The sequence below is a fragment of the Campylobacterota bacterium genome, assembly GCA_040752835.1.
Classification (GTDB): domain Bacteria; phylum Campylobacterota; class Campylobacteria; order Campylobacterales; family Sulfurimonadaceae; genus Sulfuricurvum.
The window spans coordinates 1-18,841 of record JBFMGG010000008.1; the positions used below are offsets into that span (position 1 = coordinate 1).

Consider the following 18,841-nt stretch of genomic DNA (forward strand, 5'->3'; position numbering starts at 1 on the left):
TGAGGTTATCAATTATGGTGTGTCAATCGATAAGCTGGCTCAGATGCTAGAGTCTGGACAGATGAGATTTGACGTTTAAGTTTCAGAGGGTCAAAAATGGAAATCAACCACTTTTTAAAGAGACCCGATTTTTTTGAAGAGGCTTTTGTGCGGTTTGACCTCGGTTTTGCATTCGGGGCAGATCCGTCTCACCAGCCGCTGTGCGACGATCCCGATCAGCGAATCGGCGATGAGATAGGGCTGAAGTCCCATCTGGACCATCCTCCCGATGGCACTGGGGGCGTCGTTGGTGTGGAGGGTCGATAAAACCAGGTGTCCCGTCAGGGAGGCCTGTGCCGCGGAGTTGAGCGTTTCGAAATCGCGGATTTCCCCGATCAGGATGATGTCGGGGTCCTGGCGCAGAAATGATTTGAGCGCTTCGTTGAACCCGAAACCGATCCGGTCGTTCACCTGCACCTGCTGGACGAGGGGCAGCTGGTATTCGATCGGGTCTTCGATCGTGAGCACTTTGTTTTCGATGCTTTTGATCTCATTGAGTGCGGCGTAGAGGGTCGTCGTTTTTCCGCTCCCGGTGGGACCGGTGATGAGGACGATCCCATAAGGGGAGCGGATCATTTCATTGAATCGCTCGAGGTTTTTGTTTTCGAAGCCGAGTTCGTGGAGGTTGAGGAGGATCTTTTGCTGATCGAGGATCCGCATCACGATCGATTCGCCGAACAGGGTCGGGGTGGTCGAGAGGCGGAAATCGTATTTGTTGACGCCGATTTCGAGGCTGAAACGGCCGTCCTGGGCCTTTCGGCGTTCGGAGATGTCGAGATTTCCGAGCAGTTTGATCCGCGACGTGAGTGCGGTGTAGATTTCGAGGTCGAATACGAACGTCTCCTGCAAAATCCCGTCCACCCGGGTGCGTACCGACATCCCCTGGGCATCGGGTTCGACGTGCAGATCGCTGGCGCGGCGGAGAATCCCGTCTTTGATGATGAGCAGTATCAGCTGCATGACGGCGCTCGATTCGGCATTGGCCGCCTTGAGCCCTTCATTATTGATTTCGCGCTTGATCTCCTGGGCGATGGTCTGGGTTTTTTTGACGATCTCGAGGCGCTGGAAAATGTGTTTGATGTCGGTGCTGAACGCAAGAAAGATTTTGAGCGGCTTGGTCGCAATGTTGCGTTCGAGCGCATCGAGCCCTTCGTAGTTGAACGGGTCGGAGGTGGCGACGTAGACGTAGTCTTCGTCCTCTTTAAACGGGATCGCTTCGGCGCCGACGAGCAGCGGAAGGGGAAAACGCTCAAGGGCGTGGAGGTCGATTTTCTGGCCGTAAAGGTCGACAAACTCGATATTGAGTTGTTTGGAGAGGATGACGGCGATCTCTTTTTGGGTGATGAATCCCTCTTCGATGAGGATTTCCCCGAGCTTTTTGAGGAAGCGGGACTCTTTTTGTTTTTCCAGTGCCTGGTTCAGCTGGGCCGGGGTGATGAGATCTTTTTCGATCAGCAGGTCGCCGAGGTGTATTTGCGGGCGTATCATCTCATCTCCATGTCCGGATCAGGTCGGCGGCCGCTTTGGAATTTTTGTAGTTCAGGTAGAGCTCCAGGATGCCGATCGCTTCGGCCGTGCGCCCCTGGGCGTGCATCGCCCGCGCGTAGAGCAGCCACGACTCTTCCCCCTCGCGGTTGATGCGGTTGGCTTTTTTGGCCCAGATCGCGGCGTCGATGTAGTTCTCTTTGGCATAAAAATCGCGGGCGGCGGCCATCGCGGTTTCGTATTTGGGATTGTTGTAATAGGCGTCTACCGGATTGAGGGCGCTTTGGGTGTTGACCTGGAACAGCGTGCTGGGCGGAGAGGGGATCGCGGGGACCGTGTTGTCGCGGGGCTGCGAGGGTGCTTCGGGCATCTCGGGCAAAGCCTGGGGGGATACGGGCTCGCCTGCGGCCGAGGGTTTTGGCGGGAGGGGTGCCGCGGCCGGGGTCTTGGGCGGATATTTGGATGCCCGCCCTTGGCCGCCTTTGGACGGTTCTTGGTGCGTGAAGGGAGCGGTTTCGTTGAGCTCGTCGACCGCGGGGAGGACGTTTTGAGCAATCGGCGCGGGAATGGGCGGCGGCGCTTTTGTCGGGGAACCCGCATGCGAGGGGGGCGGCGTTTGGGGGGCGAACCATACCCGATACGCCGAAATTCCGGCAATGAGAAACAGCAGTATCCCCGTCACGATCAGCGAGATGCGGATCATACGGCGGCGTCTTGAGGCCTGGCAGCGGGCGACGAGCTGATCGAAATTCTCAATCATGGATCAGCTCCGCGCTCATCGCCGCCATCGTGATCGTACACGACGAGGGACGGAGGTATTTCGTTTTCCGGTGGGCGTTGGTGTAGTGCAGCAGATGGAAAAAATGGTAAAAGAGCTTTTTGAAATTCCGGAAGTTGCCGCCGCTGATGCGGTGTGCTTTTTTGATCAGGGCCGGGGAGAGCTCGTCGATGTCGGCATAGCCGATCCGCAGCAGCTCCCGGTAGAGGTAGTTTTTGCATTCATTGGGGGTGAGACAGGAGAGTTCGACGACCCGGTGGGGGCGGCTTTTGAAATGGGGGGCCTGCAAGATCGCCTCCCCCTCTTTTTTGTGCATGGCCAACAGAAACCAGAACGCCTGTGAATCACTGAGCATCCGGACGAACTCACGCATTTCGACGCTGAGCAGCTGCGCTTCGTCGATCATGACGACGTGGTCCGTGCCGCGATAGAGCTCCGTCGCCTGCACCCGCAGCCGTTCGATGTCTTCCCCTTCGGCGACGACCCCCTTGTGGCGGATGAGCTGGTAGAGAAAACTCAAAGGGGTGATAAAAGGGGTCTCGATCAGGATGACGTGGCGTTTCTCGTACCAGCGGTCGTAGAGGAGGTTGAGGAGAAAGGTTTTGCCGCTGCCGGGCTCCCCGATGAGGTAAACGGGCTGCGGGAATTTTTCGTCGAGGCAGGTAGCGATTTTATCGATCGCCGAGAGGGCGCTTTGCATTTCGAAATAGTCCTGCGTATTCCGCCGCTCTTCGAACCGTTCCGCCGCTTTGAGCCAGGTCGTCATGTCAGTCAAACCGTTTGAGCACCGCATCGTCGATCGTGGGAAGGGTGTCTTCCTTGATCAGCGTCGGGGTAATCAGGATGAAAAGTTCGCTTTTGCGCACCGTGTCGGTGGTGTTGTGGAACAGCCGACCGAAGAGGGGAATATCCCCGACCAGCGGCACTTTGGTGTCGTTTTTATCGATTTTTTTCTCGATAAGCCCGCCGATGAGGACTTTTTGGGAGTCTTTGACCTTGACGATCGACGTCATCTGTTTGACGCGGGTATCGGGAGGCATCGCCCGCTCGGTCTGGGTGGTCGAAGAGGAGGACCCCCCGTTGCCGGAGAGCTCCGAGTCGTCGATCAGTTCGCTGGTAATCGGGTTGATCCGCATGATGATGTAACCCTCTTCGGTCACTTCGGGGATGATGTTGAGCGTCAGCCCCACGAAGACCGATCCGAGGGTGTTCGTCGTCGTCGTCGGGGTCGAAGTGGTGCCGATGATGCTGCCGTTTTGGTAGAGGTAGCTCAGCTGCTGTCCGACGTTGATGACGGCGGGCTGATTGTTGAGGGTGAGCACTTTGGGGTTCGAGAGGACTTCGACGTCCCCGTAGGTTTTGAGAAAATCGATCAGCCCGGCCGGGTTGAAATCGATACCGAATTTGTAAACCGGGTTGGCGACCCCGGTGTTGTTGAAGCTGTTCGAATAGGTACCGTTCAGTGCGAGGCTGAAGTTGCTCCAGTTTACCCCCACCGAACTGTAGTCGTTGTACGTGAGTTCGATGAGGTGCGCTTCGAGCATCACCTGCGCGTGCATCCGGGATTCGAGTTTGTCGAGATAGCGTTTGACCTCCGCCAGCTGGCGTTTGGTCGCGGTGACGCTGACGACCGCGGCGTCGCGGTTAACCATCGTTTTGTGGAGGGCTTCGTTGTAGGCGTCGTCGACCTGGAGGATTTGCTGGATGTGCTCTTTGAGCTGATCCCAGAAGGTAAACGTCGAAATTGCGCGGACCTTGGTATAGTCGGTGTTGGACCCGCTGCTGAGGTTTCCCGATCCCGATACGTTGTTCCCGGTTCCCGCAACATTTCCGGTCGTACCGTAGCCCCCCGAAGAGGTTCCGGCGTTGGTTCCCGGCCCCACGGTGATCGATTTGGTCGATTCGGTCACCAGCTCAGACATGTTGATGTAATCGACGTTGAAGTTGACCGTTTTGGTGTAGGAGACCCTCACGACCCCGCGTTGGGCGTCGTAGGTGTGAAAAAGGTTGTGTTCGTCGAAGATGAACGCAAAGAGTTCGGGGACGCTGTAGTCTTGGATATTGACCATGTCCAGCGGCTGCATCAGCTTTTCGCGGGCGAGGTTGTCCTCGAACACGACGCTGATGTTGCAGGTCTGCGCCACGTCGCGCACGAGATCGAGCAGGGTAAGCCCGCTTCCGCGGTTTTGGTAGGCGTTGAGGCTGAACCGTTTGTTGTCGCACTCCTGAGCCCCGAACAGGGCCGAAACAAAGATCAGCGTCAGGAAAAATATTCTCACGGAAGATCCTTGGCCCGAAGGACCGGGCGGGTAGCGCCGACGCCGAAGACGACGAGGCGGTTCCCTTCCCTGAGGCCGACGAAACGGTTTTGGATGTAGGCCACTTCCCGGTCGTTGACCTTGTCGCCGACGCGGTACCATGCCCCGTTGATAAACGCTTTGTCGTTCATTACCGCGCTCACCAGCGTCACCGTCGCAGGCTGCGGTGCGGCGAGCATCGGCGGAGGGGGGAGCAATGCGGATGAGGGATTCGCATTTTTAGGGCGGGCCGCTTTGCGGAATGGGTCATACATCTGCGCGTCCAGTGCGGTTGAAACGATCAGGCAGGCAATTATCCATGCGGTCATTCTCCTCATATTTCGATCCCCATGTAGAGGATGACGGCGGTAAAACGCGGGTTCTTCTCGCCGGCGCGTATGTGGACGCTTTTGACCTGAACCAGCGTGTTTTGCGCTTCGGCAAACGACAAAAACTCCGCGACGGCGGGGAACCTTCCGTTCCCGGTAACCGTCAGTTGCTTGAGTTGTTTGACTTTTCCGTAGAACACTTTGTCGGTATCGACCGATTCCATCGTCTCGATTTCGAGGCCGAGCTTCAGGGAACGTTCCAGTAGAATATCCAGCATTTTAGCATAGCGGCGGTTGTCGAACAATAGCCCCTGCGAATCGGACATCTGTTCGAGCAGGGCGATTTTGTTTTGGCGAAGCCGTTCGAGTTCGTCGTTTTTCTGAGCCAATTCATGATTGACGCGGGCGATTTTTTCCCGGTAAGCCGCGGGAGAATTGCGTTCGACCGTTGTTTCGAGCTCTGCGGTTCGGTCTTTAAGTGCGGAGAGTTTGTCCAGGGTGTCGGAGATGAAAAACATCCAGCTCATCATCAGGATCCCCGCGCTGATGATGGCGTAAATGAGCCGCCGTTTGAACGGCTCGTAGGCTTCGAGCTGGCCGTCGAGGATCTCGAGACGGTAGTCCATGCGACTCATCGGGTCACCTTCACGACGGCGTTATAGGTGTCGTTGTCCAGGGTGATCTCGTCGGTTTGCACGTTTTGGTATCCCAGGGCGTAGAGACCGCTCATCAGTTTGGCGATGTCGTCGCGTTTACGGTAGTCGGCGACGACATGCAGCGCCATCCCTTTGGAACCGTTTTGTTCCATGCTCAGCGTTCCGAGACGGTAGCGCCCCAGCTCGGACGTGACGTCGAGAAGCATTTGCTGGCGTTTGAGATGCATTTGCCCGATCAGCTCGGCGGTTTCGCGGCTGCCGCGTACCATATCGATTTCCCGGTTCAGCGCTTCGGCGTCGTGACGCGCCTTTTCGAGCTGCCGCATCCGGTCGCCGAGCGTCGATGAGAGTTCACTGCTCTGCCCTTCGATGCGTGAGAGCGTTTGGATCAGTTCCGCGTTGCGGCGGGTTTCGTCCGAAATCTGCCACGATATCGCCAACGGCGCTGCCAGGGCGACGAGTACAGACGCGGCGATGACGCTTAAGAACTTTCCGCTTTCGCGCCGGTACCACGGTGCCTGGCGTTCGAACGGGGAGAGGTTGAAAGAGGTGTTTCCCATCTGCCCTGCGAGGTGTTCGGCGCACAGCAAGTCGTGGAGAGCGTCGTCGGCGGGGTGTCCTTTGGTGATCGGAGCGATGGGGGCGCGGGTGATGCCGTAGGCCTCGAAAACGCTCTCCAGCCCCGGTATCGTATGTCCCTTGAAATCGAGATAGATCCGGTCGATTTCGGTGAGGCCGAACAGTCCGCGCTTGTGGTTGATCGTATGGACCAGACGTTCGACGTTGCGCGAGAGGGCATCCTGGATCAGCAGGCATTTGGCCGATTCTTCGGGGGGATAGTTATCCTCGACGACGCCCCGTTCCCAGAGAACCCTGAACAGCGTTTCACGCTCGCAGCCGCATTCCGCGGCGAGCGCGGCGAGGCTCTCCAGGCTCCGGTGGGCGATGTAATGCCCCTCTTGGTAGATGGCGGCGTAGGATTCGTTGTCGCCCAAATGGAGGAAAAGGTCGTTTTTCCCCGGCGGGGTGGTGCCGTCGTAAAACGATCCGTACACCATGATGGCGGGTACGATGAGGTCGATCGATCGGGTTTTGGCGAGGGCGGCGGAAAAATACTCGGCTGCTTTGGCATGTGAGAGGGCAAACGCTTCGAACAGGTAGCTGTTCTCGCTCGGAAGGTCATGGCGGACGTAGGCGATCGTATATTCTTCGTTGTTCTCGAGATTTCCCTCTTCGAACATCCGGATTTCGACGAGGATTTTCTGTTCTTCCTCGCTGAGATGGTTCGGGAGTTTGAGCGTGTGGATGTTGAGCAGGGAGAGGGGGACGATAGCCCCAGAGGGGATTTTTTGAATGTCGCGGCCGTCCGGTTCGCCGAATACTCCGTCCGTGTAGGTCGATGTCGCGTCATGATCAATGTAGAGAATCGTGTTCAGGGGCATCGGTCCGCTTTGTTCGTAGATAATGTGCTCAATTATTGTACATGATTATAGCATATCCGCTTTGGGGAAAGAGACGGATGAGGACATCGCTCTCTTGCTCATCGTCGGCGTTGTGAAACGTGATGTCGATCGGCGCGTGGATCAGGCTCTCGAGAGCGATCGAATACCCCATATCGTGGGGGCGGCCAAGCGCGTCGAAACAGACGGTATCGCCGCGCCCCGTGTGGGTGATCGTCGAGCGGATATCGTGTGCGGAGGTGGCGTTCTCCTCGAGGCCCGCTTCGGTGAGGGTGACGCACCCTTGCGACTGCACCCCGTCGTACCCGATCGCGCGGTAGCGCGCCTCTTTGAGTTTGAGGAGGGCGTACTGGGCGTCTTCGTAGGCGTTGTTGGAGCGGTAGGTGTAAAAACCGATGCCGCTGACGATACCGATGAGGACGATGACGAAAATAAATTCCAACAGGGAAAACGCTTTTTTCATGGGCGTTGCAGACTCCTTCGTTCCAGCCGGATCGGATGGAGCACTTTGGCGCCGGAGGCGGTCGTCACGACGACCCTCATGCTGAGCATCCCGTGCGAGGGGGTATAAGTGATCGGGGTATAAGGGACGTTCGTGCAGCCTGAGCCGTCGGCGAGGTAGTAGCGTTCCACCCTCACCAGCGCGTTAAAGCGCTGATCTGGGGACGTGACGTTCAGTTCCCTCAGGCAGCCGCCGCCGCTTCGGTCAAAGGCGCTGATCCGCAGCAAGGCCGCTTCGGTCGCGCTTTGCATGAACAGCTCGGCCTGCTCGCGGGTGTAGCTGTCGACGTAATGGTTGACGTTGATGGAGGCGTATTTGAGGGTTACCGTCACAATCCCGCCGACGAAGATGAGGATCGTCAATGCCTGCGGCAGTCCAAACGCGCGGCGCATCAGAACACCACCTTTTGTTTGGAGAGCTTCACGGGGTTCAGGCTGCCGCGGACGGGACGGTTCATGTCGATGGAGAGACGGATCGTGCCGTTAAGCATCTGGGCGCGGAACGCGTTGACGCCGGTGGCGACGACGGTGACCTCCCCGTCGCAGAAATTTTCCCCTTTCCAGGGGCGGTAGTTGTAAAACAGCAGCAGGGTGTCGTCGTCGAACGCGGGATTGGGAAAGCATGACGCGGCGTGTTCTTTGCGGGTGAGCGCGTACGCCGAATCGGCGATGCGGTACTGCTCGTAGATCGTTTCGGGCGGGGTGCCGCCCAGCGTGATCGCGTTCGGAAGGCTACCGCTGATGGCGTAGCCTTTGAACGTCGTTCCCGAAAAGACGAGGAGCAGGTCGGAAAAATCGAGGGCGGGATCGTTCCATTTGATTTTTTCGCGGGCGAGCAGGGCGGAGAGGTTCGTGTCGGGGGAGTAGAGGGTACGGGTCGCAAAATCGGAGCGGTTGAGATCGACGAATCCGCTGTAATCCCCCGCCAGATAGCCCTCGTTCGCCGAGCCGTACCATTCGAGGATCGTTTTGTCGTTCACTTCATCCAGCGGGCGGTAGGGACGCGTGTCGTTGAAGTCGAACCCGACGGCTGAGAAGGGGATGCGGTTGTAGAGGAGCGAACTGATCTGATCCAGGGCGCTTTGCGAATCGATCGAAAGGGTGCTGAACGCCTTGGCCTTTTCCGAGCGCAGAGCGATCGCTTCGAGCGCTTTGAACATCCCCATCGAGAGGATCCCCGCGATGGCGACGGTGAGGATGATTTCGATCAGGGTATAGCCGCGGCGCATCGTCAGTTCCAGGGGATCGAGTTGATCTGTGCCGTACCGATGTTGAAGGCGTGGTATTGCAACACGCCGATGCATCCGCTGTGGCGGTGGTCGACATGGTAGCCTACTTTGACGGTGACGTATTTGGTGTTGCTTTTGGACCCGGCTGCCAGGGGAACGGCGGAGAGGAGCGCCGTTCCCGCCGGCGGAGGATCGGCGACGTAGACGACGGTTGGGGTGAGGGTGTAGAGCTTTTCTCCCGTACTGCGGGAACAGTTACTGTCGGTGTCGATGGGGAGGGCGTAGTCGTCCACGTCGTTCATGTCGCTTCCCTCCGCTCCCGGTGATGAGGCGTTGTAATCGATCCCCGCGGGTTCGATGCAGTTGCGTCCGCCGACGAACCCGCCGATCCGGTAGCCCCCGGTCGTATTGCACTCGTAAGCGGGATTGCCGTGGGTAACGTGCAGGATCTGGGGGTGGAGGGTATTGTTTTCGTCCCAGGGGAGGTTGACGATGGCGCCCATCAGTGTCATCGCATTGTACATCGCCTCTTCCTTGACAGCGGTCTGTGAAGTTTGGTTGAGGGCGTGGATGAGGCGGGGAATGACCGTGAAAACGACCCCGATGATGACGGTGGCGAGGATGAGCTCGATCAGGGTGAGTGCGCGTCTCATCGGAATACCTTCTCCCCCTTCTGGATGATTTTTTTCGCCGGCGTCAGCGGGAAATCCGATCCCGTGAAGTTTCCGCTCGTGACGCCGCCGACGGGGGCCGTTCCGAAAAAACGGTAATCGAAACACGGGTGGCGCGAGCAGGTGGTGCCGTCGGCAAAACTGTAATCGTACCCCGTAGAGTACCACAGCCACGAAGGAATTTCCAAATGGATCAGGGCATGCGCAACGCCGTCGGGATTGACGATACGGATCGGATGCACTCCGTTGAAGGGAAGGGGGGAAGGATCGATCGAAAGGCTCGAAGAAACTCCCGTTTTGGTCGTCGTAGGGTAATCGTTTCCGCTGAGGACCCCCCCCTGTGCGAGGGAAGAGTGCCCCAGGTTGCGGTACCATCCCAGGACGTTTTGGGGCATCCCGGCGACGTAGGGCGTGGGAACCGAGCTGTAGACCTCGAGCTCGATGGGGTTGGGTGCGTTCGTCTGGTCAGTGGAGAGGTCATATCCCCTTGCCCGACCGTAGACGAAGGTCGCGGTTCCCGTCGGGAGCGTCGTCCCCTCGACGCCGTCGGCATCGTCTACGTCCAGGGCGCTCAGATTGAAATCAAAAGGGTTCAGCGCAACGGAGCGGCTGCGGTCAAAGTTGATCCCCAGTTTCAGCACCGCCGATCCCTGCACGAACCGTTCGGGTGAGAGAGCGAACGCGACGGGGGAGGGTTTGGTGACGTTCCCCTCTCCCGCGCCGTAGAGCTCGTAATAAAACACTTTGCCCAGCGCCGAGGGGAGAGGTGAATAGGAAAACTGCACCCCGGCGGTTTTGGCGTAACATCCGGCGGTGTAATTGCGGGTGACGTTCCCCTCGGCATTTTTGGCGGTGACGTTGGCGTCGAGCTGGGCGGACATGTTCAGATCGTTCGAGAGATAGGTGAACTCCCCTGCGTTGAAGTTTGCAAGCGTCGCATTGATGTCGAAACGGTGCGGTTTGAAGACGATTTGGGCATGGGCGTTCCCGATCGGAAGGAGGTCGGCGGTAAACGCGCTCCCGTCGCTGACGTTGGCGTCGTCGCAGTCGATTCGGGTGAAACGGGCGGTGCAGGGGAACGAAGTATCGGAGATGTTGACGTCGAGCACTCCCGCTTCGGCGTAACGGGTCGTAAACGCCCGCGTCCCTTCCGCAAAGGCCCACCCCGACAACGGCGAAGGATTCAGCGTCCCGCTGACGCAATCGGGGTTGTGTTCGGCGTAGCTGACGCCAAACCCGGCTCCGGCGCTTTCGTTGTATCCGGCGGTAGGGGCGGCCGTAAAATCGGGGGCGCTGAAGGTGAGGTTGAAATCGCTCCCGGCAATCCCCTGCGGCGCACTCAGCGCAAACGCGGCGGGACGGACCGAAAAATAGTCGCTCGCGAGGGTCGTGTTGTCTTCGCTCGCCAGCGGGCAGGGGAGGGTGACGCCGCGTTTCCAGTGCAGCCTCACCCCGGCGTAATCGCTGCCGCCGACGGCCCGTGCGACGCTGAAAAGGGCGTTCTGGGTCTGCGTCGAGGCAAACAGCAGCTGCGCCCAGCCGGTGATCGGTGTGCCGCTTCCATCGACGATCGCGGCGCATACCGTGCCGTTGAAATCCTGCATCGAGGTGCGGGCCGCATCGAGCGACGCGACGGTGAGGGTGAAGCTTTTACCTGCGATTTTGGTCGAAATGTTCCGGTCGGCGATGCTTCGAAACGGGTCCCAGGCATCGAAGCGTCCTCCGAAGGGGGGGACGTAGGTGATGACATTGAGGGTATCGGAGGCGCTTGCGGTGCCGGTGTTGTTTTGTTTGAGCGAGAGGGTCGCGGTGTCGGTGATCGTCGTCCCTGCAGAGGCGGTGACCTGCAGCTGCAGGTTGATTTCGGCGCTCGAACCGGTAGGGAGCGAGAGGAGATAAGAGCCGTTCACAAGTCGCCAGAAAAACTGCGGTGAGGTGGAGACGACCGTTCCGTAGGGGCTTGAGGGCATCAGGGGATCAAGCAGCGTCCCTCCGTCGTTTGAGACGTAGGAGAGTCCTGCGGGGATGAGGTTGGAGACGTTGACGTCGGTGACGCCGATCGATCCGAGGGCGGGGTTGGATATCCGCAGGGTCAGGGTCACCGTATCGCCGCTGTAGGCTTCGGTGCGATCAAAGAGCGCTTCGATCGAGACGGCGGCACTCAAATTCGAATCCGGGGGAAGCAGATCGGTATTGGGGACGCCGGGCGAGGGGGTGATCTCTTCGTCGGTTCCCGGATAGGTCTGGTAAAAGTCGCCGCTCCCGTCGGTGAGCCGGGCAAACGACTGGAGATTGGGGTCAACGCTGTTCATCACCAGGCTGCACGAAGAGGAAGCGACCGCATAATAATTGTACTGCTTGTTTTTGTAGTAGTTGAAATAATCGACGACCACGGCGGCCCCCTCGCTTAGGGGGGCGGTCGTGTTGGCGATGAACACCTCTCCGTCGGAGGGGTCGAGATCGTCGATCTGGTAGACGATGATGGTCCCTTTGGGATAGGTGGCGGCGGTGTCGCTTCCCGTCGAGCCGTCGGGATAGCGTACGTCCCCCAGCCCGCTGCCGATGTCGATGTATTTGTGGGTGTTGTGGTCGTTGATGTAAAGCCGCCAGCCGCTGATCGTCGTCGTTTCGTTGAAATAGATCTCGACCATCTCCAGGTAAAGCCCCGATTGGGTGTAGAGTTCGTTGGCCGTCACGGTACGGATTTGCGCCGCGGGAGAAGCGCAGTTGAGGTTCATGATAGTGGCGGGCGGAGTGTAGGGGGTTCCGTCGTCGGCGTAGCTCACGAGGGTGAGTAACAGCCACAGCACGGCACCCAGGGCTCTTTTCATGTTGACGTTTCCTTATGAGCGCCGGCGGGTGGGAAGATCAGGGTTCGATCAGTTTAAAGACGCCCGTCGTCGAATTGTATTCCCAGTAATCGTCCCCGTCGGGTTTGTTGGGAATGCCGCGATGTTCGGTCTTGTTTCCGGTTGCCGGACCGTAATAGCGGGGAGGAGTGAACGCGTCGTTGCGGACCCATTCCCCGTTCTCGGCATTTTTCAGCAGGTTTTTGAACGGGTTGGCGGCATCTCCCATCGCTTCGGCTTCGGGGTAGCCATAGCTGTTGAGCAGCGAAGAGTTCTGCTCGTTCCCCCACGTGAACATACACCCGTTCGTGATCCACTCCCCGTGCGTCGCGTCGATGGCGCTCTGGACCGACGAGGCGGTTGAGAGCTCCGAGGCGATTCTCGAATTGTCGATGAGATCCCCAAACCGCGGAATCACGAGGGTCGAGAGGATCCCGACGATGACGACGACGAGAATGAGTTCTATGAGGGTGAACCCTTCCCGTTTGGTCATGCCCAAACCTTAGTAAGTGACGGTTTTGTTCAGATCGGCACCCGTAACGGAGCTGACGTTCAGGTCGCTCAGACATTTTGACTGACTGACCGAATCGACGAAGTTGTCACAATCGATCAGATACTGCACGCTGCGGTCGGCGAGGTTGAGGCGGATTGTCGCGACCGTCCCTTCCGTCGTGATGTAGTTGTACGTTCCGTTGGTGTCGTTGGCGTCGTATGACCACCCTTTGCCCGATACGTTGACCAGTTCGGAGAGGGTGAATTCGCTGTCGTTTTCAAGCCCTACGCGGTTGACCGCGGCGTTGATGGCGCTGGTTGCCGTGTCGATGGTCGTTTTGATAACCCCTTTGACTTCCGCGTTTTGCTGCAGGTTCAGATACTGCGGGATCGCGACGGCCGCCAAAACCCCGATGATGACGATGACCATAATCAGCTCGATGAGCGTGAATGCACTACGTTTCATATTCGATAAATCTCCGATACTGTGATGATTACATTCCGTTTTTCAGGAATGCTTTAGATAAACATTATCGTCCAAACTTCCTTAATGTTTAATGACCTCAAAGGGCTTTTCGCTATAATCACGTTACTCATTTGCCCCTTCAGCAAAGGCGATGAGGAGTTCAAACAAAGAGGTTTCACCATGAAACATACGAAAATGGGCAAATACCGCCCTTATCCCCAAGTCGATTTGCCGAACCGCGTTTGGCCAACCAAAACCATCACCCGTGCTCCCATCTGGTGCAGCGTCGATCTTCGCGACGGAAACCAGGCGCTCGTGACACCGATGAATTTGGATCAGAAACTTGAACTCTTCACCCTATTGCTGAAACTGGGATTTAAAAACATCGAAGTGGGATTCCCCTCGGCGTCGAAAGTCGAGTTCGACTTTTTGCGCACCCTCGTCGATCAGAAACTGATTCCGGGTGACGTGACGATCCAGGTGCTCGTCCAGGCGCGCGAACACCTGATCGACAAGACGTTCGAAGCCCTCTCAGGGGTCAAAAAAGCGATCGTTCACCTCTACAACTCCACCTCGATCGCGCAACGCAAGATCGTCTTTGGCAAAGAGCAAGACGACATTATCGCGCTGGCCCTCGAAGGGGTCGACATGGTCAAGGCCCGGGCGCAGAAACACGACGGCGAGATCATGCTCGAATATTCCCCCGAGAGTTTCACGGGGACGGAGCTTGAATTCGCCGCACGGATCTGTAACGCCGTCATCGAGCGCTGGGGGGTCAACGAAAACCGCAAGGTGATCATCAACCTCCCCGCCACCGTCGAAATGGCGACGCCGAACGTCTACGCCGATCAGGTAGAATGGATGGGGCGCCATCTGATCCACCGCGAGCACGTGTTGATTTCGACCCACACCCACAACGACCGCGGAACCTCGGTCGCCGCGACCGAGCTGGCGCTCCTCGCCGGTGCCGACCGGGTCGAGGGGACGCTGCTGGCCAACGGCGAGCGGACGGGGAACGTCGACATCATCACCCTCGCGCTCAACATGTACACGCAGGGGATCGACCCCGAACTCGATTTCAGCGACCTCGACACGGTCGTCCGCACCGTCGAGCGGTGCACCGACATCGAAACGCACGTACGCCATCCTTACGTCGGGGAACTCGTCTACACGGCATTTTCGGGATCGCACCAGGATGCGATTAACAAAGGGCTTGCGTATCAGCGGGCCAAGCACGACGCGTTTTGGGAAGTCCCCTATCTCCCCATCGACCCGCAGGACGTGGGACGCAATTACGAGGGGATCATCCGGATCAATTCCCAGTCGGGCAAGGGGGGGGTCGCCTACGTTCTTGAAGACAAGTTCGGCTATTCGCTCCCCAAAAAGATGCACCCCGAGATCGGCCGGATCGTCCAGCACGTCACCGACGAAGCGGGGCGGGAACTGTCGAGCGAGGAGATATTCGGGATTTTCGAGAAGACCTATTTCGGCGAACCGCACGACATCGAATTCCTTGATTACTCGGTGATCAGCGAGAGCGCGAAAGACAAGCTGGTCAAATGCGTCCTTGAATACAGCCACAAAGGCAAAACGATCCGCAGCGAAGGGCAGGGGAACGGCCCGATCGATGCGTGCAAAAACGCGTTGATGGTCGAATATTCCCACCCGTTCAAGATCCTCTGCTACAGCGAGCATTCGCATGGGGAGCTCTCCAGCGCCGAGGCGATCGCTTACATCGAGATTCAGACGGAGAAACTGGAGAGTTTCTTCGGCGTGGGGCGCGACAGCGATATCACCGTCGCTTCCATCAAGGCGATGTTCAGTGCGCTGAACCGCGCGTTTTCGTAAAGTTTCCCGCCTGCGCGGGAAATCCTCTCCTAATTCTTCTTTTACGACTTCTTCGCTATAATCGCGCAATTTTTACTATTGCGAGTAACCCTATGTTAGACGTCCGCGAAGCCTTTTTGGCCTTTTTCGAATCCAAACAACACGAGCGTACTGCCAGTTCGCCGCTGGTTCCCGATGATGCGACCCTCCTCTTTACCAACGCAGGGATGGTTCCGTTCAAATCGGTCTTCACCGGAGATATCCCGATCCCGGCCAACCCGCGTGCGACGAGCGCCCAGACCTGCGTCCGTGCCGGCGGAAAACACAACGACCTCGAAAACGTCGGCCATACGGCCCGCCACCACACGTTTTTCGAGATGCTCGGAAACTTCAGTTTCGGCGACTATTTCAAAGAAGAGGCGATTGCCTATGCGTGGGAATTCGTCACCGAGGTGATGAAACTGCCGAAGGAGAAATTGTGGGTCACCGTCCATGAAAGCGACGACGAGGCCGAAGAGATCTGGAAAAAACACATCGCCGCGGATCGGATCATGCGTCTTGGGGACAAGGATAACTTCTGGCAGATGGGTGACACGGGCCCCTGCGGTCCGTGTTCGGAAATCTTCATCGATCAGGGTGCCGAACATTTCAACGGTCCCGAGGACTACATGGGGGGAGACGGAGACCGCTTCCTGGAGATCTGGAACCTCGTATTCATGCAGTACGAGCGCAATGCCAAAGGTGAACTCAAGCCGCTTCCCAAGCCCTCCATCGATACGGGTATGGGGCTGGAGCGGGCGACCGCAGTCCTCGAAGGGGTAACGAGCAACTACGACAGCTCGCTGTTCATGCCGATCATCCGCAAGGTCGAAGCCCTCATCGGCAAGCCCTACGTTTATGCCACCGGCGCATCGTATCGCGTCATCGCCGACCATATCCGCACCGTTACGTTCCTGCTCGCGCAGGGGACGAACTTCTCCAACGAAGGGCGCGGGTACGTCCTTCGCCGGATTTTGCGCCGCGCGGTGCGCCACGGCTATCTGCTCGGGTTTACCAAACCGTTCATGTTCGAAGTCGCCGATACGGTAGCCGAAGTGATGGGGAAACAATACCCTTACATCGTCGAAAAACTCGCCGTCGTCAAAGAGCAGATCATGCTCGAAGAAGAGCGTTTCTTCAAGACGATCCAGTCGGGGATCGAACTCTTCAACGAGGAGCTTAAAAATACCAAAGAGGTCTTCAGCGGCGACGTGGCGTTCAAGCTCTACGATACGTTCGGCTTCCCCCTCGATCTGACCGAGGACATGCTTCGCGAGAAAAACATGAGTCTCGATACCGGGACGTTCGAGCGGCTCATGGGTGAGCAGCGCGAACGCGCCAAAGCGGCATGGAAAGGCTCGGGAGACGCCCACGTCGAGGGGGATTTCAAAACCCTTCTCGAAACCTTCGGCCTCAATACGTTCATCGGTTACGGCTACACCAAAGCGCCGGTCAAAGTACTCTCACTGCTGGGTGAAAATTTCGAGCGCGTCGACCAGCTCAGCGCTCGTCAAAAAGGGTGGGTGCTCCTCGAAGAGACCCCGTTCTACGCCGAGAGCGGCGGACAGTGCGGAGATACCGGAACGCTCGGCGACAAAGCGACCGTTCTCGATACGAAAAAATTCCACGGCCTCAACCTCTCGCACATCGAGACGACAGCGACGCTCAGCGTCGGCGAAACGGTAGACGCGATCGTCGATCCTTCCCGCAACGAGATCGCCAAACACCACTCGGCGACCCACCTGCTGCACGCCGCCCTTTTTGATATCCTGGGCGACCACATCAGCCAGGCCGGTTCGCTCGTCGAGCATAACCGTCTGCGCTTCGACTTCTCCCACCCCAAAGCGATGAGTGCGGAGGAGATCGCCCTCGTCGAAGAGCGGGTCAACCAGCACATTTTTCACGCCCTCGAGGGGATTACCCGCGAAATGAGCATCGACGAAGCGAAAAAAAGCGGTGCGAAAGCGCAATTCGGTGAAAAATACGGCGATACGGTCCGCGTTGTCAATTTCGGAACCGCGTCGGTGGAATTCTGCGGCGGAACCCACGTCGACAACACCGCCTCCATCGGGACGTTCGTCATCGTCAAGGAGAGCGGCGTAAGCGCCGGGGTACGCCGTATCGAAGCGGTGTGCGGCAACGCGGCCTACAACCTCTTCAAAGCGCAGCGCCATCTTCTCGAAGAGGTCGAAGCTTCGGTCAAAAACCGCGACGTGCTGGCGGGGATCGAGCGGCTCAAAGAGCAGGTGAAAACCCTCAAAGCCGAGATGAGCGCACTGGCATCGGCTTCCAAAGAAGAACTCGCCGTAACGATGATGGGTTCTACCGCCGTGGTCGTCGCCGAACTGGGCGCGGGGGACATCAAAGAGCGGATCGACGAGCTCAAAAACGCCCACGATTCGGTCGCGGTCATGCTTTTCCAGGTGAAGGACGATAAGGTGATGCTGGCGGCGGGAGCGAAAAACACCTCCCTCAAAGCGGGAGACTGGATCAAAGCCATCGCGCCGATTCTCGGCGGCGGCGGCGGCGGACGTCCGGACTTCGCCCAGGCGGGCGGAAAAGACGCTTCCAAACTGGGTGAAGCCAAAGATGCCGCTCTCTCGTACGTGACGCGGGAGCTTGGCGCATGAAAGCCTTTATTATCGAAACGTTCGCCGACCACCGGACGCTGATCGTCTTTTTGCATGTGCTCAGCGCCGTCGTCTGGGTCGGGGGGATGATTGCGGTCCGCTTTGCGGCGCATCAGTCGCTCTCGATGATCGCCGATCCGAAACTTCGTCTTGAACGTGCCGCGCATACGCTGAAACGCCTCTTTTCCATCGTGTGGCCGTTCGTCGTCATCCTGATCCTTACGGCGATCTTTATGGCGGTGGGGCTGGGCTTCCGCGCCGCGGCGCTCGACGCGTCGGGCAACGTGATCGACGACTATGCGATGAGCCTCTACAACACCGTCCACATCAAAGAGGCGATCTGGCTGGTGATGGCGCTCAACCTCGCTGCCATGATGTACCGCCGCACCAAAGCCGAAAAAGCATTGAAAGCGGGCAATATTGAAGAAGCCAAAACCATGCTCGCTCTGATCGCCAAGTATATGGTTCCGGTCAATATCGCTCTTGGAATCGCGGCGATTTATCTCGGCGTCTTTTTGCGGGGCGCCCACGCCTGACATGCTGCGGCTGGCCTCTTCTTCCCCCACCCGCGCCGAACTGCTTCAGAACGCGGGAATCCCTTTTGTCCAGCAATCGGTCGATTTCGACGAAGATTCGATTCTCGCGACCTCCCCGAAAAATTTTGTCTACCAGGCGACGCTGGGAAAATACAAAACGAATTTCGAAGCCTTCGGATGTGCCGATTATCCCCTGCTGGTGGCCGACACGGTCGTAACGGCAGGGGGAAAAATCCTCCGCAAGGCCAAGGACGAAACCGATGCACGGGAGATACTGGCTACCCAAAGCGGCTCGGAAACCGATATCATTACCTGTATGATCTACAAAACCCCCCGTCTGGAACTGATCGATATGTCGGTAACCCGTTATTTTTTCGATCCCTTCGAACCTGAGGACCTGGAGCGCTATCTCCAAAGCGGGCAATGGCGCGGGAAAGCGGGGGCGTGCATGGTGGAGGGGTTTTGCAAACCCTATATCCGGGAAGTACGGGGATTCGAGAGCACCGCGATGGGGCTTTCCGTCGAAATCCTCAGAATATTCATGGGGGAGGCTTGAG

Annotated in this window: 18 protein-coding genes; 4 read left to right on the forward strand and 14 right to left on the reverse strand. The window is 57.9% G+C overall.

The annotated features are described in order from the left end of the window. Window positions 1-114 precede the first annotated feature (114 nt). The 14 genes from AB1763_09870 to AB1763_09935 are packed head-to-tail and all read right to left on the reverse strand — an operon-like array spanning window position 115 to window position 13,252. Complete coding sequence (locus tag AB1763_09870) at window positions 115-1,527, reverse strand: GspE/PulE family protein (protein ID MEW5833129.1); 1,413 nt, start codon at window positions 1,525-1,527, stop codon at window positions 115-117. A 1-nt stretch (window position 1,528) separates the two neighbouring features. Further along, entirely contained in the window at window positions 1,529-2,284 is a 756-nt protein-coding gene (locus AB1763_09875) for a hypothetical protein (GenBank protein ID MEW5833130.1), read from the reverse strand. Next, on the reverse strand, window positions 2,277-3,068 hold the full coding sequence (locus tag AB1763_09880; GenBank protein MEW5833131.1) for an ATP-binding protein: 792 nt from the start codon (window positions 3,066-3,068) through the stop codon (window positions 2,277-2,279). Before AB1763_09880 ends, AB1763_09875 begins: the two co-directional genes overlap by 8 nt. Before the next feature lies 1 nt (window position 3,069). Beyond that, complete coding sequence (locus tag AB1763_09885; GenBank protein MEW5833132.1) at window positions 3,070-4,581, reverse strand: secretin N-terminal domain-containing protein; 1,512 nt, start codon at window positions 4,579-4,581, stop codon at window positions 3,070-3,072. Beyond that, window positions 4,578-4,928 carry a hypothetical protein gene (locus AB1763_09890; protein ID MEW5833133.1) on the reverse strand — a complete coding sequence of 117 codons (351 nt, stop codon included), beginning with the start codon at window positions 4,926-4,928 and terminating at the stop codon, window positions 4,578-4,580. The genes AB1763_09885 and AB1763_09890 overlap by 4 nt, the downstream gene beginning before the upstream one ends. Window positions 4,929-4,933: 5 nt before the next feature. Then, entirely contained in the window at window positions 4,934-5,563 is a 630-nt protein-coding gene (locus AB1763_09895; protein ID MEW5833134.1) for a hypothetical protein, read from the reverse strand. After that, on the reverse strand, window positions 5,560-7,026 hold the full coding sequence (locus AB1763_09900) for a hypothetical protein (protein ID MEW5833135.1): 1,467 nt from the start codon (window positions 7,024-7,026) through the stop codon (window positions 5,560-5,562). Before AB1763_09900 ends, AB1763_09895 begins: the two co-directional genes overlap by 4 nt. 28 nt (window positions 7,027-7,054) lie before the next feature. Then, entirely contained in the window at window positions 7,055-7,507 is a 453-nt protein-coding gene (locus AB1763_09905) for a type II secretion system protein (GenBank protein MEW5833136.1), read from the reverse strand. Continuing rightward, a complete protein-coding gene (locus tag AB1763_09910; GenBank protein MEW5833137.1) occupies window positions 7,504-7,938 on the reverse strand; it encodes a hypothetical protein in 435 nt (144 codons plus the stop codon). Before AB1763_09910 ends, AB1763_09905 begins: the two co-directional genes overlap by 4 nt. Next, window positions 7,938-8,774, reverse strand: a complete 837-nt coding sequence (locus tag AB1763_09915) for a prepilin-type N-terminal cleavage/methylation domain-containing protein (protein ID MEW5833138.1) — start codon at window positions 8,772-8,774, stop codon at window positions 7,938-7,940. Before AB1763_09915 ends, AB1763_09910 begins: the two co-directional genes overlap by 1 nt. Before the next feature lie 2 nt (window positions 8,775-8,776). Next, window positions 8,777-9,427, reverse strand: coding sequence for a type II secretion system protein (locus tag AB1763_09920; GenBank protein MEW5833139.1), 651 nt, complete (start codon window positions 9,425-9,427; stop codon window positions 8,777-8,779). Beyond that, complete coding sequence (locus AB1763_09925; GenBank protein MEW5833140.1) at window positions 9,424-12,276, reverse strand: hypothetical protein; 2,853 nt, start codon at window positions 12,274-12,276, stop codon at window positions 9,424-9,426. The genes AB1763_09920 and AB1763_09925 overlap by 4 nt, the downstream gene beginning before the upstream one ends. 37 nt (window positions 12,277-12,313) lie before the next feature. After that, window positions 12,314-12,787: a type II secretion system protein gene (locus AB1763_09930; GenBank protein ID MEW5833141.1), complete on the reverse strand. Its 474-nt coding sequence runs from the start codon at window positions 12,785-12,787 to the stop codon at window positions 12,314-12,316. A 9-nt stretch (window positions 12,788-12,796) separates the two neighbouring features. Further along, entirely contained in the window at window positions 12,797-13,252 is a 456-nt protein-coding gene (locus tag AB1763_09935; GenBank protein ID MEW5833142.1) for a prepilin-type N-terminal cleavage/methylation domain-containing protein, read from the reverse strand. Window positions 13,253-13,432: 180 nt separating this feature from the next. Here AB1763_09935 and leuA point away from each other — a divergent pair, with 180 nt between their 5' ends. From leuA to maf, 4 genes are all read left to right on the forward strand, one after another. Then, window positions 13,433-15,100 carry a 2-isopropylmalate synthase gene (leuA, locus tag AB1763_09940; GenBank protein MEW5833143.1) on the forward strand — a complete coding sequence of 556 codons (1,668 nt, stop codon included), beginning with the start codon at window positions 13,433-13,435 and terminating at the stop codon, window positions 15,098-15,100. A gap of 92 nt (window positions 15,101-15,192) precedes the next feature. Continuing rightward, a complete protein-coding gene (gene alaS, locus AB1763_09945; GenBank protein ID MEW5833144.1) occupies window positions 15,193-17,748 on the forward strand; it encodes an alanine--tRNA ligase in 2,556 nt (851 codons plus the stop codon). Next, complete coding sequence (locus tag AB1763_09950) at window positions 17,745-18,284, forward strand: hypothetical protein (protein MEW5833145.1); 540 nt, start codon at window positions 17,745-17,747, stop codon at window positions 18,282-18,284. Before alaS ends, AB1763_09950 begins: the two co-directional genes overlap by 4 nt. Before the next feature lies 1 nt (window position 18,285). Then, window positions 18,286-18,840 carry a septum formation inhibitor Maf gene (gene maf / locus AB1763_09955; GenBank protein MEW5833146.1) on the forward strand — a complete coding sequence of 185 codons (555 nt, stop codon included), beginning with the start codon at window positions 18,286-18,288 and terminating at the stop codon, window positions 18,838-18,840. The last annotated feature ends 1 nt before the right edge of the window (window position 18,841 follow it).

Excerpts from the sequence above, each read along its gene's own strand:
- AB1763_09870 (MEW5833129.1), bottom strand. The coding sequence starts at position 1,527 with ATGATACGCCCGCAAATACACCTCGGCGACCTGCTGATCGAAAAAGAT.
- AB1763_09875 (MEW5833130.1), bottom strand. The coding sequence starts at position 2,284 with ATGATTGAGAATTTCGATCAGCTCGTCGCCCGCTGCCAGGCCTCAAGA.
- AB1763_09880 (MEW5833131.1), bottom strand. The coding sequence starts at position 3,068 with ATGACGACCTGGCTCAAAGCGGCGGAACGGTTCGAAGAGCGGCGGAAT.
- AB1763_09890 (MEW5833133.1), bottom strand. The coding sequence starts at position 4,928 with ATGACCGCATGGATAATTGCCTGCCTGATCGTTTCAACCGCACTGGAC.
- AB1763_09895 (MEW5833134.1), bottom strand. The coding sequence starts at position 5,563 with ATGAGTCGCATGGACTACCGTCTCGAGATCCTCGACGGCCAGCTCGAA.
- AB1763_09900 (MEW5833135.1), bottom strand. The coding sequence starts at position 7,026 with ATGCCCCTGAACACGATTCTCTACATTGATCATGACGCGACATCGACC.
- AB1763_09905 (MEW5833136.1), bottom strand. The coding sequence starts at position 7,507 with ATGAAAAAAGCGTTTTCCCTGTTGGAATTTATTTTCGTCATCGTCCTC.
- AB1763_09910 (MEW5833137.1), bottom strand. The coding sequence starts at position 7,938 with ATGCGCCGCGCGTTTGGACTGCCGCAGGCATTGACGATCCTCATCTTC.
- AB1763_09915 (MEW5833138.1), bottom strand. The coding sequence starts at position 8,774 with ATGCGCCGCGGCTATACCCTGATCGAAATCATCCTCACCGTCGCCATC.
- AB1763_09920 (MEW5833139.1), bottom strand. The coding sequence starts at position 9,427 with ATGAGACGCGCACTCACCCTGATCGAGCTCATCCTCGCCACCGTCATC.
- AB1763_09925 (MEW5833140.1), bottom strand. The coding sequence starts at position 12,276 with ATGAAAAGAGCCCTGGGTGCCGTGCTGTGGCTGTTACTCACCCTCGTG.
- AB1763_09930 (MEW5833141.1), bottom strand. The coding sequence starts at position 12,787 with ATGACCAAACGGGAAGGGTTCACCCTCATAGAACTCATTCTCGTCGTC.
- AB1763_09935 (MEW5833142.1), bottom strand. The coding sequence starts at position 13,252 with ATGAAACGTAGTGCATTCACGCTCATCGAGCTGATTATGGTCATCGTC.
- leuA (MEW5833143.1), top strand. The coding sequence starts at position 13,433 with ATGAAACATACGAAAATGGGCAAATACCGCCCTTATCCCCAAGTCGAT.
- alaS (MEW5833144.1), top strand. The coding sequence starts at position 15,193 with ATGTTAGACGTCCGCGAAGCCTTTTTGGCCTTTTTCGAATCCAAACAA.
- AB1763_09950 (MEW5833145.1), top strand. The coding sequence starts at position 17,745 with ATGAAAGCCTTTATTATCGAAACGTTCGCCGACCACCGGACGCTGATC.
- maf (MEW5833146.1), top strand. The coding sequence starts at position 18,286 with ATGCTGCGGCTGGCCTCTTCTTCCCCCACCCGCGCCGAACTGCTTCAG.